The 20,031-nt window shown below is 45.3% G+C and carries 19 protein-coding genes; 6 read left to right on the top strand and 13 right to left on the bottom strand.

Annotation, left to right across the window (positions count from 1 at the left end):
• Nucleotides 1-272: 272 nt before the first annotated feature.
• The 6 genes from MKY66_RS04735 to MKY66_RS04710 form a co-directional block, all read right to left on the bottom strand.
• Nucleotides 273-1,025 carry an ATP-binding cassette domain-containing protein gene (locus tag MKY66_RS04735; protein ID WP_076213216.1) on the bottom strand — a complete coding sequence of 251 codons (753 nt, stop codon included), beginning with the start codon at nucleotides 1,023-1,025 and terminating at the stop codon, nucleotides 273-275.
• Nucleotides 1,022-2,086, bottom strand: a complete 1,065-nt coding sequence (locus MKY66_RS04730) for an iron chelate uptake ABC transporter family permease subunit (protein WP_076213214.1) — start codon at nucleotides 2,084-2,086, stop codon at nucleotides 1,022-1,024. Before MKY66_RS04730 ends, MKY66_RS04735 begins: the two co-directional genes overlap by 4 nt.
• Nucleotides 2,083-3,108, bottom strand: a complete 1,026-nt coding sequence (locus MKY66_RS04725; RefSeq protein ID WP_076213211.1) for an iron chelate uptake ABC transporter family permease subunit — start codon at nucleotides 3,106-3,108, stop codon at nucleotides 2,083-2,085. The genes MKY66_RS04730 and MKY66_RS04725 overlap by 4 nt, the downstream gene beginning before the upstream one ends.
• A gap of 16 nt (nucleotides 3,109-3,124) precedes the next feature.
• Nucleotides 3,125-4,162 (bottom strand): siderophore ABC transporter substrate-binding protein, encoded by a 1,038-nt coding sequence (locus tag MKY66_RS04720; RefSeq protein WP_076213209.1) that lies wholly within the window; start codon nucleotides 4,160-4,162, stop codon nucleotides 3,125-3,127.
• A gap of 394 nt (nucleotides 4,163-4,556) precedes the next feature.
• A complete protein-coding gene (dhaK, locus tag MKY66_RS04715; protein WP_076213206.1) occupies nucleotides 4,557-6,326 on the bottom strand; it encodes a dihydroxyacetone kinase subunit DhaK in 1,770 nt (589 codons plus the stop codon).
• Complete coding sequence (locus MKY66_RS04710) at nucleotides 6,326-7,468, bottom strand: glycerol dehydrogenase (protein ID WP_017690500.1); 1,143 nt, start codon at nucleotides 7,466-7,468, stop codon at nucleotides 6,326-6,328. Before MKY66_RS04710 ends, dhaK begins: the two co-directional genes overlap by 1 nt.
• 305 nt (nucleotides 7,469-7,773) lie before the next feature.
• On the opposite strand from MKY66_RS04710, the gene MKY66_RS04705 reads away from it, so the two are divergent.
• Nucleotides 7,774-8,808 (top strand): PocR ligand-binding domain-containing protein, encoded by a 1,035-nt coding sequence (locus MKY66_RS04705; RefSeq protein ID WP_076213204.1) that lies wholly within the window; start codon nucleotides 7,774-7,776, stop codon nucleotides 8,806-8,808.
• A gap of 105 nt (nucleotides 8,809-8,913) precedes the next feature.
• The gene (locus tag MKY66_RS04700) at nucleotides 8,914-9,903 is read left to right on the top strand and encodes an aldo/keto reductase family protein (RefSeq protein ID WP_076213201.1); all 990 of its coding nucleotides are present in this window, start codon (nucleotides 8,914-8,916) and stop codon (nucleotides 9,901-9,903) included.
• 199 nt (nucleotides 9,904-10,102) lie between these two features.
• Here MKY66_RS04700 and MKY66_RS04695 read toward each other — a convergent pair whose 3' ends face one another.
• From MKY66_RS04695 to MKY66_RS04680, 4 genes are all read right to left on the bottom strand, one after another.
• A complete protein-coding gene (locus MKY66_RS04695; protein WP_076213579.1) occupies nucleotides 10,103-10,990 on the bottom strand; it encodes a LysR family transcriptional regulator in 888 nt (295 codons plus the stop codon).
• A gap of 31 nt (nucleotides 10,991-11,021) precedes the next feature.
• Nucleotides 11,022-11,492 carry an SMI1/KNR4 family protein gene (locus tag MKY66_RS04690; RefSeq protein ID WP_076213200.1) on the bottom strand — a complete coding sequence of 157 codons (471 nt, stop codon included), beginning with the start codon at nucleotides 11,490-11,492 and terminating at the stop codon, nucleotides 11,022-11,024.
• A gap of 110 nt (nucleotides 11,493-11,602) precedes the next feature.
• Nucleotides 11,603-12,703 (bottom strand): beta-eliminating lyase-related protein, encoded by a 1,101-nt coding sequence (locus MKY66_RS04685; protein WP_076213197.1) that lies wholly within the window; start codon nucleotides 12,701-12,703, stop codon nucleotides 11,603-11,605.
• A gap of 54 nt (nucleotides 12,704-12,757) precedes the next feature.
• A complete protein-coding gene (locus MKY66_RS04680; RefSeq protein ID WP_076213194.1) occupies nucleotides 12,758-13,618 on the bottom strand; it encodes a LysR family transcriptional regulator in 861 nt (286 codons plus the stop codon).
• 181 nt (nucleotides 13,619-13,799) lie between these two features.
• Between MKY66_RS04680 and MKY66_RS04675 the strand changes: the two genes are divergently transcribed.
• The 4 genes from MKY66_RS04675 to MKY66_RS04660 all read left to right on the top strand — a co-directional run bounded on the left by MKY66_RS04675 (nucleotide 13,800) and on the right by MKY66_RS04660 (nucleotide 16,523).
• Complete coding sequence (locus tag MKY66_RS04675) at nucleotides 13,800-14,789, top strand: zinc-binding dehydrogenase (RefSeq protein ID WP_076213192.1); 990 nt, start codon at nucleotides 13,800-13,802, stop codon at nucleotides 14,787-14,789.
• A gap of 393 nt (nucleotides 14,790-15,182) precedes the next feature.
• Nucleotides 15,183-15,401, top strand: a complete 219-nt coding sequence (locus tag MKY66_RS04670) for a bacteriocin immunity protein (RefSeq protein WP_076213187.1) — start codon at nucleotides 15,183-15,185, stop codon at nucleotides 15,399-15,401.
• Nucleotides 15,402-15,428: 27 nt separating this feature from the next.
• Nucleotides 15,429-15,659, top strand: a complete 231-nt coding sequence (locus MKY66_RS04665) for a hypothetical protein (protein WP_076213184.1) — start codon at nucleotides 15,429-15,431, stop codon at nucleotides 15,657-15,659.
• Between the two features lie 75 nt (nucleotides 15,660-15,734).
• On the top strand, nucleotides 15,735-16,523 hold the full coding sequence (locus tag MKY66_RS04660; RefSeq protein ID WP_017690511.1) for a formate/nitrite transporter family protein: 789 nt from the start codon (nucleotides 15,735-15,737) through the stop codon (nucleotides 16,521-16,523).
• Nucleotides 16,524-16,786: 263 nt separating this feature from the next.
• Here the strand turns inward: MKY66_RS04660 and MKY66_RS04655 are convergent, their stop codons facing one another.
• From MKY66_RS04655 to MKY66_RS04645, 3 genes are all read right to left on the bottom strand, one after another.
• On the bottom strand, nucleotides 16,787-17,773 hold the full coding sequence (locus MKY66_RS04655) for a WXG100 family type VII secretion target (protein ID WP_076213182.1): 987 nt from the start codon (nucleotides 17,771-17,773) through the stop codon (nucleotides 16,787-16,789).
• A gap of 69 nt (nucleotides 17,774-17,842) precedes the next feature.
• Nucleotides 17,843-18,283, bottom strand: a complete 441-nt coding sequence (locus MKY66_RS04650) for an acetyltransferase (RefSeq protein ID WP_076213179.1) — start codon at nucleotides 18,281-18,283, stop codon at nucleotides 17,843-17,845.
• Between the two features lie 154 nt (nucleotides 18,284-18,437).
• Entirely contained in the window at nucleotides 18,438-20,006 is a 1,569-nt protein-coding gene (locus tag MKY66_RS04645; protein WP_076213576.1) for a glycoside hydrolase family 30 beta sandwich domain-containing protein, read from the bottom strand.
• Nucleotides 20,007-20,031 lie beyond the last annotated feature (25 nt).

Below are 20,031 nucleotides of genomic sequence, written 5' to 3'. Positions count from 1 at the left end.
CAGATTACACTATCTGGAACCCTCAAGCCAATTTATGGCATAGAGTATCCCCTTTTTCTATCCAAAAGATTACTCTGTGAGCGAAAATAGCTATTAATCGAAAAAGGAACGTTTGCAGGAAGATGCTTCTGGTAAAGGCTTATCGTTCTATGATGTTTTTAAGATAAACTTTCAAACTGTCTTGTTCGACTTTAATAAAAAAAAGCAGAGTGAATAATCACTCTACTTTCTGAAAACCATTTTAACAAACAACTTTTCATTAAATCTTGTAGCTAATAGATCGCTATCGGTCCATACGGACCATCGATAATTTCAATTTTTGTTTCAAAAATATCTGTTAAAATTTCGGGGTCCATCACTTCATCTACGGTTCCAAAAGCGGCGATTTGACCATCTTTCATGGCACATATTCGATCCGAATATTTGGCGGCAAAATTGATATCATGCATAACCGTCAGAATGGTTCTTCCAAATTCATTAGCGGCATATCTCAAATGCTCCATCATCCGAACAGAACGAGCAACATCCAGATTGTTCAGAGGCTCGTCCAAAAGTACATATTCCGTCTCCTGACACAAAACCATTGCGACATAAGCTCTTTGCCTCTGACCACCAGAAAGCTCATCTAAGTATCTATTTTCCAGATCAGTTAAGTCTAGAAAATCAATATATTTAGAGATAATAGCTTCATCCTCATCTGTTAATCTTCCCTTGGAATAAGGAAACCGTCCGAATCCGGCAAGTTGTCTAACGGTAAGCCTTGTGACAAAATGATTTTCTTGTCGTAAAACCGTTATAATCTTGGCCAAGTCTTTTGACTTGGTCGTGGAAACATCCATATTGGCAACCTTGATCTGACCTTCGTCCAAATCCAAAAGTCTTCCGATCATCAGAAGTGTCGTCGACTTCCCCGCACCATTGGGTCCAATTAAAGAAGTAAGACCGGCTTTGGGTATATGAATATTCAAAGGGCCTATCTCTACCTCGGCTGCATAGGACTTTTTGACATTATTGATCTGTATCATAAAGAACCCTTCCTTAAAATCACAATTAAAAATGTTAGTCCGCCAACCAATTCTATAATGATGGAGACAACACCTTGGGCATTGAAGACATGATTCATAATAAAGTACGCACCGGTTAAGATCACAAACCCTATCGCAAGAGCCATTGGGAAAACATATCTGTGATCATAGGTTTGCGCGGCCTGATAACTCAAAATCGCAACTAAAAATCCATAGAATGTAAGTGGTCCAACCAAAGCCGTCGAAATGGCCATCAATATGGAAACCAGGACCAGCGTATAAATCACACTACTTTGATGTTTAGTTCCCAAGGAAGTCGAGACATCCTTACCCAGCGACAGTACATTTAACCTCTTGGCATTAGCAAGTAGCAGGATTGCTGCAATGATGACGATAGGAATCGCAATCGGGAAATAGGCAGAATCCGCATTATTCACGGAAGCAAACATTCTTGCCTGTAAAATATCAAACTCAGACGGTGCAAGAAGTCTTCTCATAAACGAGGATACGGATCTCAGCCCGGTCCCAATGATAATGCCGACCAGAAGTAAAAGTTGTAAATTACCGTATTTTCCGGAAAGCAGCCATCCATAAAGGATCAAACACATGATGACCATTGCAGCAACTTGATATAAGAAGGAATCAACACCGCTAAAATTCACAAATACCGTAGCACCAAGGAAAAATATAGTACTCGTATGAATGGTTGAATATATAGCATCAAAACCTAAAAGGGACGGAGTTATAATTCTGTTATTCGTAATCGATTGAAAAGCAACCGTGGATAAACTTTGGCAAATTGCAGCGATCAGCATGGAAACCAGAGCAACTACCCTTCTTGTAACAAAAGGTATGAAAGAAGGCGAAGACACAGGGACCGGATTGTTATAAATCAGTAGCCCAACCGATGCAAAAACGCCCAGAACACTTAATGTTATCAGCAAAATCCAATAGCGCTTTTCTTCTTTCTTGGTACGGAAGGCTCTAGCTGATCTTTTTTTAGGACGACGGCTAGAATCGATTTCGATATTTAGTGGATTTTTACTTGCTAAGTCGCTCATCTTACCCTCCTTGTTGACCGCCTTTGTCTTAACAAAATGACAATAAATACGACGGCTCCCACTGTTCCAAGGATCATCGAGACAGGTATTTCAAAAGGCATGATAATGACACGAGAAAGGATATCACACACAATGATGCTGCCCATCCCTAATAAGCACACCCATGGCAAATTGCTCCTGAGATCGTCACCCCTAAACATGGAGACAATATTGGGGACAATTAACCCTAGAAAAGGCAAGTTCCCAATGACCGCTGCAACGATTCCAACGGCTAGTGAAATAAGCGCAGTACCCAAAAGAATGATCCTGTCATAATTTACGCCAAGACTGGTAGCGACATCTTCCCCTAGTCCGGCTAATGTCAGCCGATCAGCAAAAACAAATATAAGAATAGTCACCAATACGATGAGCCATAAATATTCATACCTGCCAATTTGAACAGATGAAAAGGAGCCTGCAAACCAGCTTTCGATATTTTGAGTCATTTGGAACACAAGCCCCACGAAAGTTGAAAATGCAGAAATGACTGCTCCAAGCATCATCCCAATTATGGGGACAACCAAAGAGGAACGGAGTTTAACTTTCTTTAGAAACATAAAAAAAATCATCGTTCCTATAAAAGAAAAAATGATTGCACCAGTCATTCTTAGCGTTAAGCTCGGAGCAGGAAAGACCAGATATATAAACATGATCCCCAGTCCTGACCATTCCATTGTTCCGGTAGTGGTAGGTTCCACCAAGCGATTCTGTGTAATAAGCTGCATGACCAGTCCTGCCATTGCCATGGCGGCACCGGTAAGCATTAATGCAACAGTTCTTGGGACACGAGTAATGAAGAACATCTCCATTCCATCCGCTTGTCCTCGTATGTCATAGACTCCAATAAGCAGTGATGTAATGCCTAAAATAATAGTGGCTATAATCGCAATGATAAAAGGTATGGTCCATAGCTTTTTGGGATTATGACGCTGGGGTTGAGAATTCTCAACCCCAGCTAATTTTGGTATTAAATTTTTCTGCACTGCAGCATACTCCTTTTTACTGTTTAGCTAAAGCTTTCGTAAGGTTGTTAATCAACTCCAAGAAAGTTTCGATGGATTCATTGGTGTACGTGTCGTTTGGAGCATAAACGATTTGTTTTTGAGTAATAGCAGTGGTGTTTTTCAGCGCAGGTGAGTTATCAATAACGTCTTGAGCCGGAACGGCACCTTCTTCAGCAGATACAGCTGCATCCCGATCCAGTACGAAAATCCAATCCGGATTACTTTGGGCGATCGCTTCAACAGAAATATCATCACCTTGATGGTCAGAAGAAGATTTGTCCACTTCTAGTGCCGGAACCCAGCCGAAAATGTCATACAATGGTCCCCACACGCGTCCAGTAAGAGGAGCCGAGAAACCAATGTTTCCACCAGATACGACAACACTCATAATTTTATCTTCACCGTTATAAGCGGCCTTAGCTTCTTCAATAGCTTTATCAAAATCAGCAATCAATTGAGTAGCTTCTTCTTGCTTTTCAAAAATTTTACCTAGATTGGTTGTTGCATCTTTAAGTCCATTAACAAAGTTTTCCCCAGGTGATGCTGTTTCTTCAAGCTCAATATTAAGGTCTATTACTGCTGCATTAGGTACTAATTTTTTGATGTCTTCATAAAAGCCAGCAAATCGTTGACCAACAATGACAAGGTCAGGCTGTATTGATGCCAATAGTTCAAGGTTTGGTTCGCGATGATTTCCAATATTTATTACCGATTCATCCGCCACATATGGTGAATCCGCAGGCATTACATCCTTCGGCGCTGCTGCTAATTTGACGCCCCAAGTGGACAGAGTCTCAAATGTTCTGTTATCCAGAGCAACGACCTTCGTTGGATTTACAGGCACAGTTACCGTTCCATGAGCATCCGTAATTTCAACTGTTGTGGCTGTAGCTGTAGTAGCAGCATCAGAAGTTGCAGCCTCTGTATTAGCCGTATCCGTCGAAGCAGGTCCATTACTTGAACAAGCTGCCAACACCAAAGTTATAGCTGCAACCATGATAAACATTAATTTTGAAGAAATAGACTTTCTCATTTAATTTATATCCCCCTAAATTTAGAAAATTTGGATTCCAACGCAGCGTACTGTGTTGGATAAACTCAGTATCATATACCTCCTCAGACGTAAATTTTAGAGAAAAACTTAACCCCTTTTCACTGTAGTGCTGAGTAACAAAACAACAAATGATAGTGATTATCAATATCAATAGGTTATATTATAACAAGTTAGAAGGCATTTTCAACAACCTAATTGTTTTAATTCATGGCGAAATTATGAATCAAATATTCCATTATATGTATTTATATGCATATAAAATCGACATTTCAATACAAAAAAGAAGCATCACTATGTGATACTTCTTTTGCGGTAAGAACACTTTATACATTTATATTTCTCATCGAAATGATCTAATGTTTCACCAACATTCTTATTTCATCGACTCAGATAATTCTGTGAAAATAACACCCAGCGCATACGCGCCAGCATCCGGGTAACCCAGACTACGATCGCCGACGGCACCTGCACGTCCCATACGTGCCACGATATCTTCGGTTTTCTTCGCACCTTCAACGGCTGCTGCTGCACCTTTGGCAAATGCTGTTTTGAAGTCATCGCCAGACTCCGCACTTTGAGTCCATGAATCGGCACACGGAACGAGTGCATCGATCAAGGTTTTATCACCTACAACGGCACCACGTCCGAAGGAACGTTCTCCTGTAGACTGAATCCCTTGCACCGCTGCATGGATCATCTCGGCGAATTCAGCAACGTTTAATTGCTGTTTATCCCCTACTGCTTTGCCAGCCGCACGGAATGCCGAACCCCAGATTGGGCCGGATGCGCCGCCACAATATTCCATGATGACCAAGGAACATGCATCGAGGAATGATCCGATGTCTTTTTTATCTTCGTTAATGATGTGATTCCATTCGCGTTTCAACTGGCGGAAGCCTTTTGCCACACTCATACCGAAATCGCCATCACCAGCATGGGAATCCAATTCACAGAATGGTACTTCATTCTTGATGATGATCTCACCCATTTTATCGATCAGATAGACGACATTGTCCAGTGAAAATTGATTGCCTTTGATGACCGCAGCTGATGCATCCGTCTCCACTTCGTAAGATACAGGAGCGTCTTCACCCACAACAGCTTCCAGCGCTTCGGAATACGCCACTTGTGCTGCTGGAGGGCCGGATACTTTAAATGCAGGTGTATCACTTTCCTTGAACAACAGCGTTTTTAGTTCCTCATCCAGTTTCAGGATCGTAACCGATGCCCCCGCCATATCGATACTTGTCATGTAGTTGCCTACAAACGTAGTAGCGACCTTCAGACCTGCATGTCCAGCAAGCTCACGCTGCACGGAATTGTTGAGCAGGTACAGTTCTTGCAGTGGTGTTGCACCAAAACCATTCACAAGCACCGCAATCTCAGCAGAAGCATCCGTATCCAGCTTCATATCGGCAAGCAATGCTTCGACCATACGTCCTGCCAATTCATCAGCTGATACGATTTTCTCCCGGCGAATGCCTGGCTCACCATGAATCCCTACACCGAATTCCATCTCATCTTCAGCAATTTCGAATGTAGGCGTGCCTTTAGCTGGCACGGTACAGGATGTGAATCCAAAACCAATACTGCGTACGTTCTGAGCTGCTTTCTCGGCAACGGATTTCACATCTGCCAGACTGCGACCTTCCTCCGCTGCTGCTCCGGAAATTTTGTGAACCAGTACAGTTCCGGCAACGCCGCGACGTCCAACGGTATACAAGCTGTCTTGTACAGCGATGTCATCCTCAACACGCACATACTGTACGTCGATGCCATCTTCTTCAGCCAGATGCGCTGCATTTTTGAAGTTCATCATGTCGCCACTGTAGTTCTTGATGATCAGAAGTGTACCCTTGTTGCTGGCTGTTGCCTTGATCGCTTGATACACCTGGATTTGGGAAGGAGATGCGAATACATCTCCACACACCGCTGCATCCAGCATGCCTTTCCCCACATAACCAGCGTGAGCCGGTTCATGTCCACTGCCGCCACCACTGATCAGGCTGACTTTATCCGCCTGGATCTCTCTGCGTTTGATGACTTTATATTTTTTCAGAAATTCAAGCTCCGGGTGTGCAAGCGCAATCCCGTTGCACATTTCCATAACAACATGTTCGGCCTGGTTAATAATTTTCTTCATTATTTTACCTCCCGGCGAGCTGCTTTGTACTCACGACCCATACGGTCAGCCGCTGCAATGGCAGCAGCCACTTCAGGAACAGTGATTGGGAACGGCATAGCGTGAATGGATTCTTCCGGAATACAAGCGATCTCTGCCACTTTCAACAACTCTTCCTGACTAATCGTGTCTACACCGATATCCGCCAAGCTGATCGGGAGTCCCACTTCAAGACAGAAGTCCATGACTTCATGCAGCTCTTCGGTTGGTGCATTTTCGAGTACAAGTTGTGCAATCGTACCGAATGATACTTTTTCACCGTGGAAGAAGTGATGTGTGCCTTCCAGAACAGTCAAACCGTTGTGAATCGCATGTGCTGCGGCCAGACCGCCACTTTCGAATCCAAGACCTGACAACAGAATGTTGGTCTCCACGATGTTTTCCAGCGCTTGTGTCACGACGTTACTGTCACTCGCTACTTTTGCTTTTGCACCGTCAGTCAGCAGCATTTCATAACACAGTTTTGCCAGTGCAAGTGCCGCATTGGTACCTACTGCTGATGGTGTGTATCCTTCGCGGGAACCCATTGGCAGACTTGCGTTTACACGGGAATAGGATTTCGCTGTTGCTCTTGCTTCGAAGTATGTAGAGAGCGCATCTCCCATACCGGATACGAGGAAACGTGTTGGTGCATTGGCAATTACGGTTGTATCAACGAGAACCACACTTGGGCTTTGTTTGAAGTAAGCATAGTCATCAAAAGAACCGTCCGGTGTGTACAATACAGCGGAGTGGCTTGTCGGTGCGTCTGTTGCCGCAATCGTAGGGCAGATGATCAGTGCTTCGCCTTCAGCTACACATTTAGCCGCATCAATGGCTTTACCACCACCAAGACCGATCGTAGAGTCACATCCTTTTTCCTTCGCGATCGCTTGCAGACGAGCAACTTCCTCACGGGAACATTCCCCTTTAAAACCGCTTTCAACAAACGTAATATTAAATTTCTCGGCTGTTGCATCCAGCTTAGCTTTGACACGCTGTACATCATCGGGATGTGCAATCAGCAAAGCAGATTCTCCGAAGGATTTAACAAAGTACCCCAGGTTCAACAACTCGTCTTCGCCTTGTACATATTTAGTTGGGCTGATAAATGCTTTTCTCATAATATTATATGCCTCCTAAGGATATGAAATAGTGTAGTGATTAAATCAAATTTTAATTTCTTACAATTGACCTTAATATAACGCATGAGCAGCAGGTTTACAGTGGACTTTGATAACAAATTATTATAATTTTCAATCGTAATTTTTTGCTTTTTGGCACAATCATGGTATCTTATTGTCATGAGATGGTTGAATTTTGACCTCCCATTATACATTACCCGTCATCATTACATCTTAATATGTACAACTTGCTAACTTTTAACGGCCTAAATTATGAATCTGGTTAGCCTATGGAGGTTGCACCAATGATCAAAGAATATCTGCATATCAATAAAATTCTGGACCTAAATAAATGGAAGCGTCTACAAGATTCTCTCGCAACAGTAACCAAACTGGCGATCCTCACCGTTGATTATAAAGGCATTCCCGTAACCAGTCACAGCAGCTGTCAGGTTTTCTGCCAGAATGTCCGTAAAGACCCGGAGCTTCTCCCCTACTGTCAAAAATGTGATTCACGCGGTGGTCTGGAAGCCGTTCGATTGAATGAACCTTATGTGTATTTATGCCATTTCAATATTATAGATATCGCGATTCCGATCACGATTGATGGCAAATATATCGGCGCCGTCATGGCAGGACAAGTGAAACTCGCCGATCCGGAAAAGGGTAGCGACTTGGAGCAAATAGTCACGTCCAAAAACGTACCCATGCATGCAGCCAAGCTGGAGGAATTAAAGGATGATTACGCTCAGCTGCCTGTGATGACCTATGAAGAGATTGTGAAAATCTCCAACATGTTATCCCTGCTCTGCAACTACATTGTGGAAGAAGCGCTAAACAAAAATCTGTTAGTTGAAATGTTCGAGAAAGCTTCAGGCAATCAGGAGACTCTAAACCTCTCCACCATTCTGCCGGGTTACTCCATTCGTAATATCGAGTCGATCAAAAAAGAGATGACCAATGCGATAGCGGATGCTTATCTCAAAAATAGCCCAAGTGACACGGAAAGCTCCAGCCCGGTGCTCCAGCCTGCTTTTGAATACATTCACAGTCACAAAAGCGAACAAGTTTCACTCAAACAAATGGCCGATCTATGCCACCTGAGTCCGAGTTATTTCAGCAGGCTGTTTGCCAAGGAAACGGGTGAGAACTTCACAACCTACCTGGCAAAACTCAAGATTAAGTGGGCCAAGCAATTGCTGGAGGTCACCGACATGCCTGTCTCACAGATCAGTGATGAGCTGGGATTTAATGAATCGGGATATTTTATCAAAATATTCAAAAAGTTCGAGGAAATTACGCCTGCCCTCTATCGCAAATACCTTCAAGAGAAAATGTAGGTTCACTGATACTTTTTTCGTATCAAAGATGAGGTTAAAAGATATTTCACCTATTAATCTGCCATTGTTACAATGGAGTCCAGATGACTTAGGGAGGCGACATGAATGGAATATCGCAAATTAGGAAACAGTGGATTAACCGTCAGTGAGATTTCACTCGGCAACTGGATTACGCATGGAGCGCAAGTCGAGGATGGAATAGCAGAAGCTTGTGTTCAAGCCGCATTGGAGGCAGGTATTACTACATTTGATACCGCAGACGTGTACTCCAATACCAAGGCAGAAACCGTACTGGGACAGGCTCTTAAGGATATACGAAGAGAAAGTATTGAACTATGCACCAAAGTCTGTCACCCAACCGGCACAGGTCATAATGACCGCGGACTTTCACGTAAACACATCATGGAAGCCTGCAATGGTTCATTACGGCGCTTACAGACGGATTATATCGATGTCTATTACGCTCACCGTTATGATTACAACACTCCGCTGGAAGAGACGTTTCTGGCATTCTCCGATCTGGTGCGTCAGGGCAAAGTTCATTACATTGGCGTAAGTGAATGGAACGCAGATCAGATTGCACGAGCAGCCGCTTTGGCGAAGGAACTTCATGTCCCCTTTATTGCAAGTCAGCCCCAGTATTCAATGTTATGGCGTGTGATTGAGCAAGAAGTGGTGCCTGCAAGCGACCAAGCAGGACTTGGACAGATTACATGGTCTCCTCTGGCTCAGGGTATACTATCAGGCAAATATGCGCCTAACGAAGCATTGCCCACCGGATCACGCGCAGCTGCTGAGGCAGGAGCACCCTTTTTCAATAAACTGGCTGGTCAGTGGTTACGTGAAGATGCTCTTACCGCTGTGCAACAGCTTGTTCCACTCGCTAAAGAGATTGGTCTAACTCTTCCTCAACTCGCTGTGGCGTGGGTTCTACAACATTCGTATGTTAGTTCCGTGATTATCGGTGCATCCCGGCCAGAGCAGGTATTGGAAAATGTAAAAGCCTCCGGTGTGAAACTGGACCCTGCGATCATGACTCGTATTGATGAAATATTGAATCCATGGATTGAGCGTGATCCAACCAAGACGGGATAGTTTCTTTTTTTACTACTCACAACATACTAAGTTGTACTAATCATTTACACGAGAACGGAGAGGACAGAAAAAACCTGAAAAAGCGGAGCGTTCGCCTTTATCACCAGATTTTCCCCTTGAGAAAAGGGATCGAAAAAAATCTGGGGATAACAGCGATTGGAAGGTTGTTCTGTCATCGCAGTGTAAGTGTAAATAACCTTTAGCGCAACTCATATTCCCCATCAACAAAGTTCATAAAACGTGATACCACTTCCTGATTCATATCCGTCCGCCATGCCGTGTACAACGGTACGGAGGGCGGATTTTCTTGTAATGGAAGAAAGACTACACCCTTTCGCTGGAACACATCCACCGATGACGGAACAATGGAAATGCCCATGCCCGCCGCAACGAGATTCACAATCGTATACATCTGGATCGCTTCCTGCGTAATTCGAGGATCTACGCCATGCTCCCTGCAATAATCCAGAACGAGACGATGGAACGGAGAACCCAGATGCCGTGGGAATAAAATAAAATCTTCATCCGCCAGTTCTCGAATTGAAACTTGAGTCTGAGAAGCCAACGGGTGATGATCTGGCAATACGGCAATCAACGTTTCCATCTGACAGGGGCGGAACGAGACATGACGAGTATCTTCCTGATATCGCAAAAATCCAATATGGATCTGTCCGTCTTCCAGAGCCTGCAATTGTTGGGACGAAGTCATCTCACGCAGCGTCAATTCAATCTGCGGATACGCAGCGCGAAATTTCCTAAGGACATCCACCATAATGCTCCCCGAAGCCGAATCCACAAAGGCTATGGTTATATGCCCGATGATGCCCTGATCTGCTTTTTGCGTAAGCTGAATGGATCGTTCGAGCTGGGCCATGATTAGCCTGGCCTGTTCCAGAAATACCGCACCTGCCGGGGTGAGACGAACCATTTTTCTGGTGCGCTCCAACAGCTTCACGCCAAGCTCATCCTCTAAATTCTGAATCTGCTGGCTCAGCGGTGGTTGCGTCATATTTAATTTTTCCGCTGCACGGTGGAAATGAAGTTCTTCTGCCACGGTGATAAAGTATCTTAACTTTCGAATATCCATAAGCCGATTGCGCATCCTTCCGTCTACCTTGTTAATTCATTTGTTCCTGAACCCAGATTGCCGACTCAGCCAGCATTGTCATCAATTCATTAAAATCCACAGCAATCTCCCGCAGAGGAGTTTCCCCTGCATCGTGGATCAACATCATTATCTTGCCTGAACTTTGATCCAGTATAGCCGTACTTCCTTCACCAAATCCACCAATCGGGAAAGGCTGGAGGTCAGCTGGCAGCTCGTATTCTTTCTCATATTCACGGTATACTTCCAAAAAATCCGGATAAGCCCAGCTCAGTTCTTTCACCGAATACAAGGCAGGATCGCCAAAATTACATGCACCGAATTCAAGCAAAAGTGCGCGATACGCTGCGGGCAGTTTTACATTATACTTTTGCTCAAAATCCTCAATGCTCTGTTGCGTTTCAGGAGTACATCCTTCTCCCATTGTTGTATTGTAGGCTTTTACCAAAAGATCACGAATCGGTTCCAATTCTATCGACGTCACTTGAACTCCCCCTTTTAGGTACCTTTCGTCACTGATCAGCCGTTGTGAATTCAATAGTTCTGAAGCGCAACACCTTACCCAAAAAAGAGTCGAACATTAAAATCAACTTTTTATCTCACCTGTTTACGCAACTCTTGATCCAGCCATTCCAGTGCTGCACGCAGCTTGTCCTGGGGAACTTTCTCATAACGATCACCCATAGACAATTCAAAGGCACAGCTGTTCCCACTCGTCTTGTTCAGATATGAAGTCATTCCTATGCCATACTGCTTAGCCATTTGCACCAGAATTGGTTCAACTTCGGCAGCAGCGAGCGCAAAGTGCACATGAAACATATTCGATACCGGTACCTCGGGTAACGTTTGTATCCCGTGACACGCATTCAGTAGTAAGGCGAGTTCTTGAGCCTGCTCGTAATACAACTCCATTTTGCCAATCCGTTCATTGAAATAATACTGAGAACTCAGAATATACGGATACAGGCCGATCAGATCTCCGCCGTGCCGACGTTTCCATACTTTCGATTCCTGCATCACATCGGGATCTCCCGCCAATATAGCCCCCGCAATACCTCCAATGCCTTTATAAAAGGACACATACACCGTATCAAACAAACTGCAAATCTCCGCAGGCGTTTTCTGATAATAGGGAGTAATCTCAAACAGGCGTGCCCCGTCCAGATGCAGCTTAATCCCGCGTTCACGACAATAGGCCGAGATCGCTTCCAACTCTTCATACGCTGGCAATTGCCCGCCAATCTCGCGTTGCGGCAGTTCCAACAGCAGACAGGAAATGTCCTCATCGAGCGCCTGTACATCTTGCAAACGAATCAAACGATCCTTGTCCGCAAGCAAAATTGATTCAATCTGATGCAGCTCTTTCAGTCCGTCTTCCTCATGGATTTCCAGATGACACAGAGGGTGGTAAGCTACTCGCTTTACTCCTTTGCGATCACACCAGATCCGTAATGCAATCTGCTGTGCCATCGTTCCACTTGGAAAAAATACCGCCGATTCCTTGCCAAGAACGTTAGCCATCTGTTGCTGAAATTCTTCAATGAGGGGGCCGTTGCCGTAGTGATCACTGAACACCTCGCCATCGATCTGGTCCAGTACGTTCTGAAGTACCTTCACTTGGCGACTACCATGACCACCTACAATAAAGTCTGCCTGATTAAAGGCATCACCCAACGTTAACGCAGTTTCTTTCAAGATCACTCACTCCTTTATAGTGCATGTTCATAAACGGACTTTATGAACAACCTCTTATCGTTCTGGTTCTGTAATAATCTCAACCAAAGCGCTGAGCGCACTAGATATATGTTCACCACGGGAATATACAAATCCTACTTCCAACCGGCAATAGGGGTCGGGCAAAGACATCACCGCGATCTCGCCTCTTAATTCTGCTTTGGTAACCGAAGAACGTGGCAGCAATGATACACCAAGCCCGGCAGATACACCATTTAGAATCGTGTCCAGTGTTCCATATTCCATGATGTTAAGCGTGTGGATACCCTGATCTTTCAAAAAGGATTCCGCCTGATCGCGATGAGTGCATCCGATCTCAAAAAACAACATCGGCCTGGACAATAACGTGTACATCTCATGCGCTCCAGGTTCAGCGATCAACACCAATTCCTCGTCATACATCTTCATATAATTCAGCTCAGGATGATCAATCGGGCCATATATTAAGGCTCCATGCAATTCATGTTGGATGACCTTCTGGTTCAATTCATGGGTCCCACCCGTGACAAGCGAATGTTGTACTTCCGGGTAGCATGAAGTATATTCAGCCAAGAGCGGCGTCAGAAAAGTAGAAGCTGCTGTCTCTATGGCACCTAGACGAAGCATGCCCGCTGGTGGGTTACCCACTTGTGTGGCCTGCTCTGCTTCATATAATAATTCCAATATTCTATCCGCATACCCAAGCAGGTTCTCTCCTGCTGGTGTAAGCGACATCCCCCGATTGGAACGATGAAATAGCGGTACTTGCAGTTGGGTCTCCAACTGTTTAATCCGTGCTGTTACATTGGACTGCACATAATTAAGTGAGAGCGCAGCTTTACTGATACTACCTTCGCGGGCAACCGCCTGAAATATTTTCAAATCACCTGCATCCATACCCTGATCACCTGCCCGTCGTTATATCGGCATTCTGCATCATCCGATTCATGCAAAGTGCTTATCTATTATTTTCAATGATACTGACAATCATTTTTGTTCATTTTACGTGAATCTGCTCCGTCTGTACAATGAGGCTCAGTAGTGAAATCTGGCTACACAGACAGGAGGAATATTGAACATGAAAGCTATTATCCATTCGGGCCAGAGTGGCCTTGCAGGTCTTCAATATACAGAGTCAATCTCTCGGGCACCAGAAGCCGGGGAAGTGCAGATTCAATTAAAATCCGCTGGTATCAACCATCGGGATCTATTCATCATGGCGGGACGCGGAACCCAGGACACCCCGCTCATTCCCGGTTCCGATGGAGCAGGGATTATCGTAGCGATTGGCGAAAGCGTAAGAGGGTTCGCGATAGGAGATGAAGTCATTATCCATCCTACGCTTGGTTGGGAACATGCATCTGAAGTGCCGACCGTACCCGATATTGTTGGTGGCCCTACGGATGGAACGCTGGCTCAATATATAACGTTGCCTGCTGAAAATACCCTGCCTAAGCCAGCCCACCTATCCTGGGAGGAAGCAGGTGTGCTGTCCCTTTCAGCCCTGACGGCCTATCGCGCCTTATTCACTCGTGGTGTATTGAAGCAAGGTGAACATGTCCTCATTCCCGGTATTGGCGGTGGTGTAGCGACCTATGCCCTCCTCATGGCAGTGGCGGCTGGTGCCAAGGTGACCGTCACCTCCAGAAGTGAAGCCAAAAGAAATGAAGCTCTGCGTTTGGGCGCTGCCCAGGCACTGGATAGTCATGCCGATTGGAGTATGCAGAACGATATGGAACCTGTGGACATCATCTTGGATAGCATCGGACAAGCCATGTTCCCAAAATATTTTGATATAATCAGACCAGGTGGACGTATCGTGATGTATGGTGCAAGTTCGGGGGATGATCTGACCGTACCCATTCGCTCTATCTTCTTCCCGCAGATCAGTCTGATCGGCACCTCTATGGGCAGCCGTGAGGAGTTTGTCCAAATGCTGCAGTGGGTGGAACAACATGATATACATCCTGTAATTGATGGCGTATATCCATTGCAAGACGTAGCAAAAGCATTCGAACGCATGGAAAAAGGCGCGCAATTTGGTAATCTGGCTATCCTTATGGAGTGATATCTATTTTGAGATGGGCCTTCATGAATTGTTGAAAATTGATTTACGATAATGGGGTGAATCCATCTGACCCGTCTAGCTAAACGTATACTAATTTTTCTTGTTGCTATTATGCTTTTGGCCCAAATTCCTATGTTAAAAGAAACCTTAGCCCGCGGAGTTACTACGTTATATGTGAAGATAAAGTATCCCGAACATTCCTTTCAATTCCAAGACTTCAACTACGAGTCTCATTTCGGGAACTATATCATTTCATATACTGATCAAGACGAACAACTCATTAGTCTGATGCTTGAGCCCAAATTTTTTCCGGTGCTCATTATATATGATCCTTTGAATCAGCCCATGAAAGACTAGTTAGTTCACACTCTGAATCATTCAGGAGGTATCGATATGGATAATCGATTGCATTTGGTCGAATTGGTTCGCAAACTGATGGACTCTGAAGGAACGGAAGCCGAGTTGGATGACATGTTGACGGAGCTACAGCAGCAGGTACCATATGCGGAGATCAGTAATCTGATTTTTTGGGATGATCGAGACCTGACGCCTGAACAGATTGTGGAAGAAGCCTTGGCTTCCCATCCAATCATTCTTCCGCCCCAATCATAATATTGTTCAGGAGGTGAACGATAGGATATGTCTGACATGTCTGATTTAAATCATAATAAAAACAATGAACACCCTGATTTTAACGAAATCAGCGGTGAAGAAAACATATTAGTCAGAGGAGCGGCCTTTGCTATGCTTGTTGCACATCAACAAGTTAATGGTGCAGCATCCGCGCTAGAATCACTTCAATCCGATCCTGATTTTGGCTCTTCTGCAATGCGTGTACTGCATTCGAATCAAGGAAATAATAATCAATAAACCAAGTTTGATCTCCCCAATTTCCATAATTTCGTTATAATGGTAAGCAAGACATCATGCTATTGGAGGAGAATTATGGAAACGGAAGCTTTACGCAACGTGGAACAACTAGCTTTGAAGAAACACAAGATATACAAACAAAGCTTAATCAGGTACCTTGCACGCTCCATGTTGGCCAGTATGTTTATCGGATTCGGCGTCATCGTGGCGTTTAAGACAGGTAACTTCTTTTATATGGAGCAGTCCCCGTTTACCTATCCGATGGCGGCAATTACATTTGGCGCGGCCATCATTCTGATCGCCTATGGCGGGGGTGACCTGTTCACGGGAAATACGTTTTATTACACGTATGCGGCGCTGCGCAAGAAGCTGCGCTGGTTCGAAGTGATCAAACTGTGGATTGCGAGTTATAGTGGTAACCTGATGGGCGCAGCCGTGTTTGCCTTGTTAATCTACCTGACCGGATTGTTCGACTCGTCTCAGGTGAACGGTTTTCTGTTAAGCGTGGTGGAGCATAAGATGGAAGTTCCAACCATGCAGCTCTTTTTCCGGGGAATCCTGTGTAACTGGCTTGTATGTATGGCGTTTTTTGTCCCGATGTTCATGAAGGAGAATGGAGCCAAAATGTTTGCCATGATGCTCTTTGTGTTCTGCTTCTTCATCTCGGGATATGAGCACAGCATCGCCAATATGTGTACGTTCGCGATTGCACTTGTGCTGAATCACCCGGGGACGATCTCATTTGAAGGCGTGCTTCACAACCTGGTTCCCGTGACCTTGGGTAATCTGGTGGGTGGTGTGCTGCTGATGGGCTTCATGTATTATGCGGTGAACAAACCGTTTCTGGATGAAGAGACGCATTAATCTTTGGCAAAAAAGATCTCCTTACAGCCCGGTCCATCGACCGTGGCTGCTCGGTAAGGAGAACACAAAAAACCCCGGCAACCTTCCCATCTCAGGGAGAAGATTGCCGGGGTGTTTCTCTATAGGCAGGCTCACGGATAAGCCGCCTGCCCTCCACACGCATAGCCATGTGATACACAATCACATGGCTCCATGCAGTGGGTTGGCAAGCAGGCCGCAACCAGGTACCCCTGCGTTGCCCGCTTGCCAACCCCATCCGTGGCTTAGAAGTAATCCCGCCACGGCGTATATTCAATATCGTTGTCGCCACGCGTGACCACGATCATATTTTCCATTTTGCCCGTTTCCTTATTGGTACGGTAGATCATCGTACGTGTCTCGCCTTCTTCCGGCACAGAGAACAGGAACTTGTCCGCGACGAAGGAAGAACCCAATCCAGTGGCATGTTCTGTAAAGGCAGAGCCTGTCTTGCTTGTAAGCAGCAGACCAATGCCGTAGGCTGTAGCCGTTTGTGCCACTTTGCCAAAGAGATGCTCGCCTTGACTGGTCGTATGCGTTTGCTCCGAATACTTATATTTTTCCGTATCCTTGCTATAATCTACCACATTGCCCTGTTTATCCAGACTGATGGTTGTCGTTTCGCCCTTATCGCTTTTTACCTGATACGTACCCACGATGGAATCCTCGGTAATTTTCACCGTCTTGCCCGTATTGGGGTCAGTCTGATAGATTACATCTTCATACTGAAGCCGAATGATGTTCATGCTGGCCTGAATCTGTTGCGCCAGTTCTTCGTCACCCATCTCTTTGGCTTTCTTCAGCATTTCATCATAGTTCTGGTATTTCTCAGCATCCTTCTCATCCCATTCATCCATGTTCTTTGGTGGACCTGGCGTTTTGTCCAGATCATCGCCTTTATTTTTGCCCATGGTTGATAGCGCCCGCGCTGCGGTCAGCGCCGTCATGATTGCCTGGCTCACCGCCTCTTCATCTGTCGTACGGAAACGCTCGGCAATCTTCTTAAGCTCCGACTGAATGGACAGAACCAGTTCCAGAACAGATTTCATCGTACCTTGAGCCGGTGAATAATCGTTATAAAAACGCTCACGCTCCATGCCATCCCAGTTGCTGCGCATGATACTCATCTTGCCGTCCAATGTGGACATGAAGCCCGATAATTGCTGATGTGCCTGAGCGAACTGCCCACTGACCGTCTCCAGTTGTTCCGGTGTCACCTTGATCTGTGTCATCCTGCACACTCCTCTTCGTGTTCATTAACATCCTGTGGTCAACCAATGACGCTCTCTCTCAACCTGTTCCTATATGATCTCCAGATGCAACAGTGGAAACGGATTACCGGAACTATCCAATTCAGATCGCCCCATCTGTACAAATCCCATCTTTTCATAGAATCGGGCTGCCCCAGTATTCTGCTCATTAACATCCACCTTGAGGTGACGGCCTTTGATTTTGAAGGTATGGTTTATTAGCAGACGTCCCAGACCCTGTCCGTGTTGGCTCGGATCTACAAATAACATCTCGATAAAGTTATCATCCAAACCAATAAAACCCACGGGTTGTTGCTCCGTATTCAGCGCTTCCCAAACCTCGACTTGCCTTTGTTGCAACACATCACTCACCACTTTTTTGTAGAACTGAATGTGATGCTCTTCCAAAAACGTATGTGTTGCCCGAACAGAACTCTCCCAGATCTCGACCAACTTGTCATGATCCTGTTCCCGATATGCAACGACTAACATGTCCGACGTATGCTCCTTCTCTATTAAAAGTAAAAGGTTATGTAAAAGCCCGATCCTGGGATCGGACTTGTTTAATACATCAAATTTGAAATAACTCTACGTTTATTTTATCATGTTCATCATTCAATCTGTACCCATAATTTCCAATATTGAGTCAACGTTCTACCTCCGTTTTTGGCTTCCAACGGAAGGTTGCTGCCGATTGGGAAGGCAGTATATATCGAAAAGAATCTCCATCTATGACTACATCAAAGGAAACTTCTGCCTCACCCGTGTTAGCTGCAACCAGCACCATCGTTCCATCTGGATTGCGGAAGGTTACGTTCTCGATCTTGCCCTGTTCTTGCGTGGAATCCACTCTCACAGCTCCTGGACGTACATAACGGCTGATGTGGCCTAACGCATAATACTCGACATTTCTCGTGATTTCATCACTGTCGGGGTCAATCGTCACAACCCCACGACAGTTCTCACAGCCACCGTTCGTGGGTCCACCTTGCGGATCGAGTGCGATGTTCCAGAGCAGCACATTTTTTGCCCAGTTACGAGGTGCACCAATGATGAGATTGGACATCTGCCAGCTCAGATTCTCGCCAAAATCTGGACTCCACTCCCCACCACTACATTCGGTAAAATAGATATTTTTGTCTGGGAAGCGCTCATGCACTTCCGACATGGCAGATGGATCACCTGCATAACAGTGGAAAGCAGATCCATCGATATAAGCAGCAGCCTGCTCATCACCAAGCACCTTGTCGGTATATTCAACCGCCTGATCCCAGTTATGATCATACGCGATGATTCGCGTGTCCAGTCCCGCATCCTGTAGAGCCGGGCCGAGATAATCCTGAATGAACATCGCTTGTTCTTCAGCTCCCATACTCATACTCGGATATTTGTCCGAGGTGAACTCCGGTTCATTTTGCAACGTGATCCCGTAGATGGGAATGTCCTTTGTCTGATAAGCTTTGATATATTTCACAAAATATCTTGCGTACGCTTCGTACACCTGAGGATCGTTGTAATCCAGATACCAACCGTTCGTGGTCTTCTCCCCATACTTCATCCAGGCCGGGGCCGTCCACGGGGTACCCAACACTTTAAGATCCGGTTTCAGCCAAGTCACACGCTCCAGCATATTCACAACTTCCTGATCTTTATCGATCGAAAAGTGTTCCATGTCATAATCCGTGCCAGACTCGATATCATCATAGGTATAACTTGAAGCCAAACCTGATTCATCCACTGAATAATCGGAAGCACCAATTGTATGACGTACCATATCCATGTTCAGCCCTTCCATCGTAAACAGTTCCTTCAGCAGTTGCTCTTGTTGTTCCTCTGAAAGCTGGTTGATCAGATGTGCCGACGACCCCGTCATCGCTGCGCCAAATCCATCCATGGTCTGATACGTCTTGTCCGGGTCAATCTGTATGGTAAACTCCGACGAAGACGTGTCTGACTCCTGCGTTGAAAAAACTGAAGAACTTGTGTTTGCATCATGGTGATCGATAATTGGAATGGGCTTCTGTGGTGTAAGCAGATTTTGCTGATCTCCCGTGGTTAACCAGACTTCGGCCGTTCTCTGCTTATCCACAACCGGTGTCGGAGCGGGTTGTTCACTTCGGTTGAAGATAAGCCCGATTCCTATACCGATACAACAAACAGCTGCGATCAACAGGATCATCCATCGTTTGGAATGCTCTCGCCAGCCTATGTTCATCATGCTTCACTATCCTTCCATTGTG

The sequence above is a fragment of the Paenibacillus sp. FSL R5-0766 genome (genome assembly GCF_037971845.1).
Classification (GTDB): domain Bacteria; phylum Bacillota; class Bacilli; order Paenibacillales; family Paenibacillaceae; genus Paenibacillus.
The sequence above is the reverse complement of the archived record's forward strand: the minus strand, read 5'-3'. Positions and strand labels throughout refer to the sequence as shown.

Bases quoted from the DNA above. Each gene is read 5' to 3' on its own strand.
- MKY66_RS04735 (WP_076213216.1), bottom strand. From the start codon at position 1,025: ATGATACAGATCAATAATGTCAAAAAGTCCTATGCAGCCGAGGTAGAG.
- MKY66_RS04730 (WP_076213214.1), bottom strand. From the start codon at position 2,086: ATGAGCGACTTAGCAAGTAAAAATCCACTAAATATCGAAATCGATTCT.
- MKY66_RS04720 (WP_076213209.1), bottom strand. From the start codon at position 4,162: ATGAGAAAGTCTATTTCTTCAAAATTAATGTTTATCATGGTTGCAGCT.
- dhaK (WP_076213206.1), bottom strand. From the start codon at position 6,326: ATGAAGAAAATTATTAACCAGGCCGAACATGTTGTTATGGAAATGTGC.
- MKY66_RS04710 (WP_017690500.1), bottom strand. From the start codon at position 7,468: ATGAGAAAAGCATTTATCAGCCCAACTAAATATGTACAAGGCGAAGAC.
- MKY66_RS04705 (WP_076213204.1), top strand. From the start codon at position 7,774: ATGATCAAAGAATATCTGCATATCAATAAAATTCTGGACCTAAATAAA.
- MKY66_RS04700 (WP_076213201.1), top strand. From the start codon at position 8,914: ATGGAATATCGCAAATTAGGAAACAGTGGATTAACCGTCAGTGAGATT.
- MKY66_RS04695 (WP_076213579.1), bottom strand. From the start codon at position 10,990: ATGGATATTCGAAAGTTAAGATACTTTATCACCGTGGCAGAAGAACTT.
- MKY66_RS04680 (WP_076213194.1), bottom strand. From the start codon at position 13,618: ATGGATGCAGGTGATTTGAAAATATTTCAGGCGGTTGCCCGCGAAGGT.
- MKY66_RS04675 (WP_076213192.1), top strand. From the start codon at position 13,800: ATGAAAGCTATTATCCATTCGGGCCAGAGTGGCCTTGCAGGTCTTCAA.
- MKY66_RS04670 (WP_076213187.1), top strand. From the start codon at position 15,183: ATGGATAATCGATTGCATTTGGTCGAATTGGTTCGCAAACTGATGGAC.
- MKY66_RS04665 (WP_076213184.1), top strand. From the start codon at position 15,429: ATGTCTGACATGTCTGATTTAAATCATAATAAAAACAATGAACACCCT.
- MKY66_RS04660 (WP_017690511.1), top strand. From the start codon at position 15,735: ATGGAAACGGAAGCTTTACGCAACGTGGAACAACTAGCTTTGAAGAAA.
- MKY66_RS04655 (WP_076213182.1), bottom strand. From the start codon at position 17,773: ATGACACAGATCAAGGTGACACCGGAACAACTGGAGACGGTCAGTGGG.
- MKY66_RS04650 (WP_076213179.1), bottom strand. From the start codon at position 18,283: ATGTTAGTCGTTGCATATCGGGAACAGGATCATGACAAGTTGGTCGAG.
- MKY66_RS04645 (WP_076213576.1), bottom strand. From the start codon at position 20,006: ATGAACATAGGCTGGCGAGAGCATTCCAAACGATGGATGATCCTGTTG.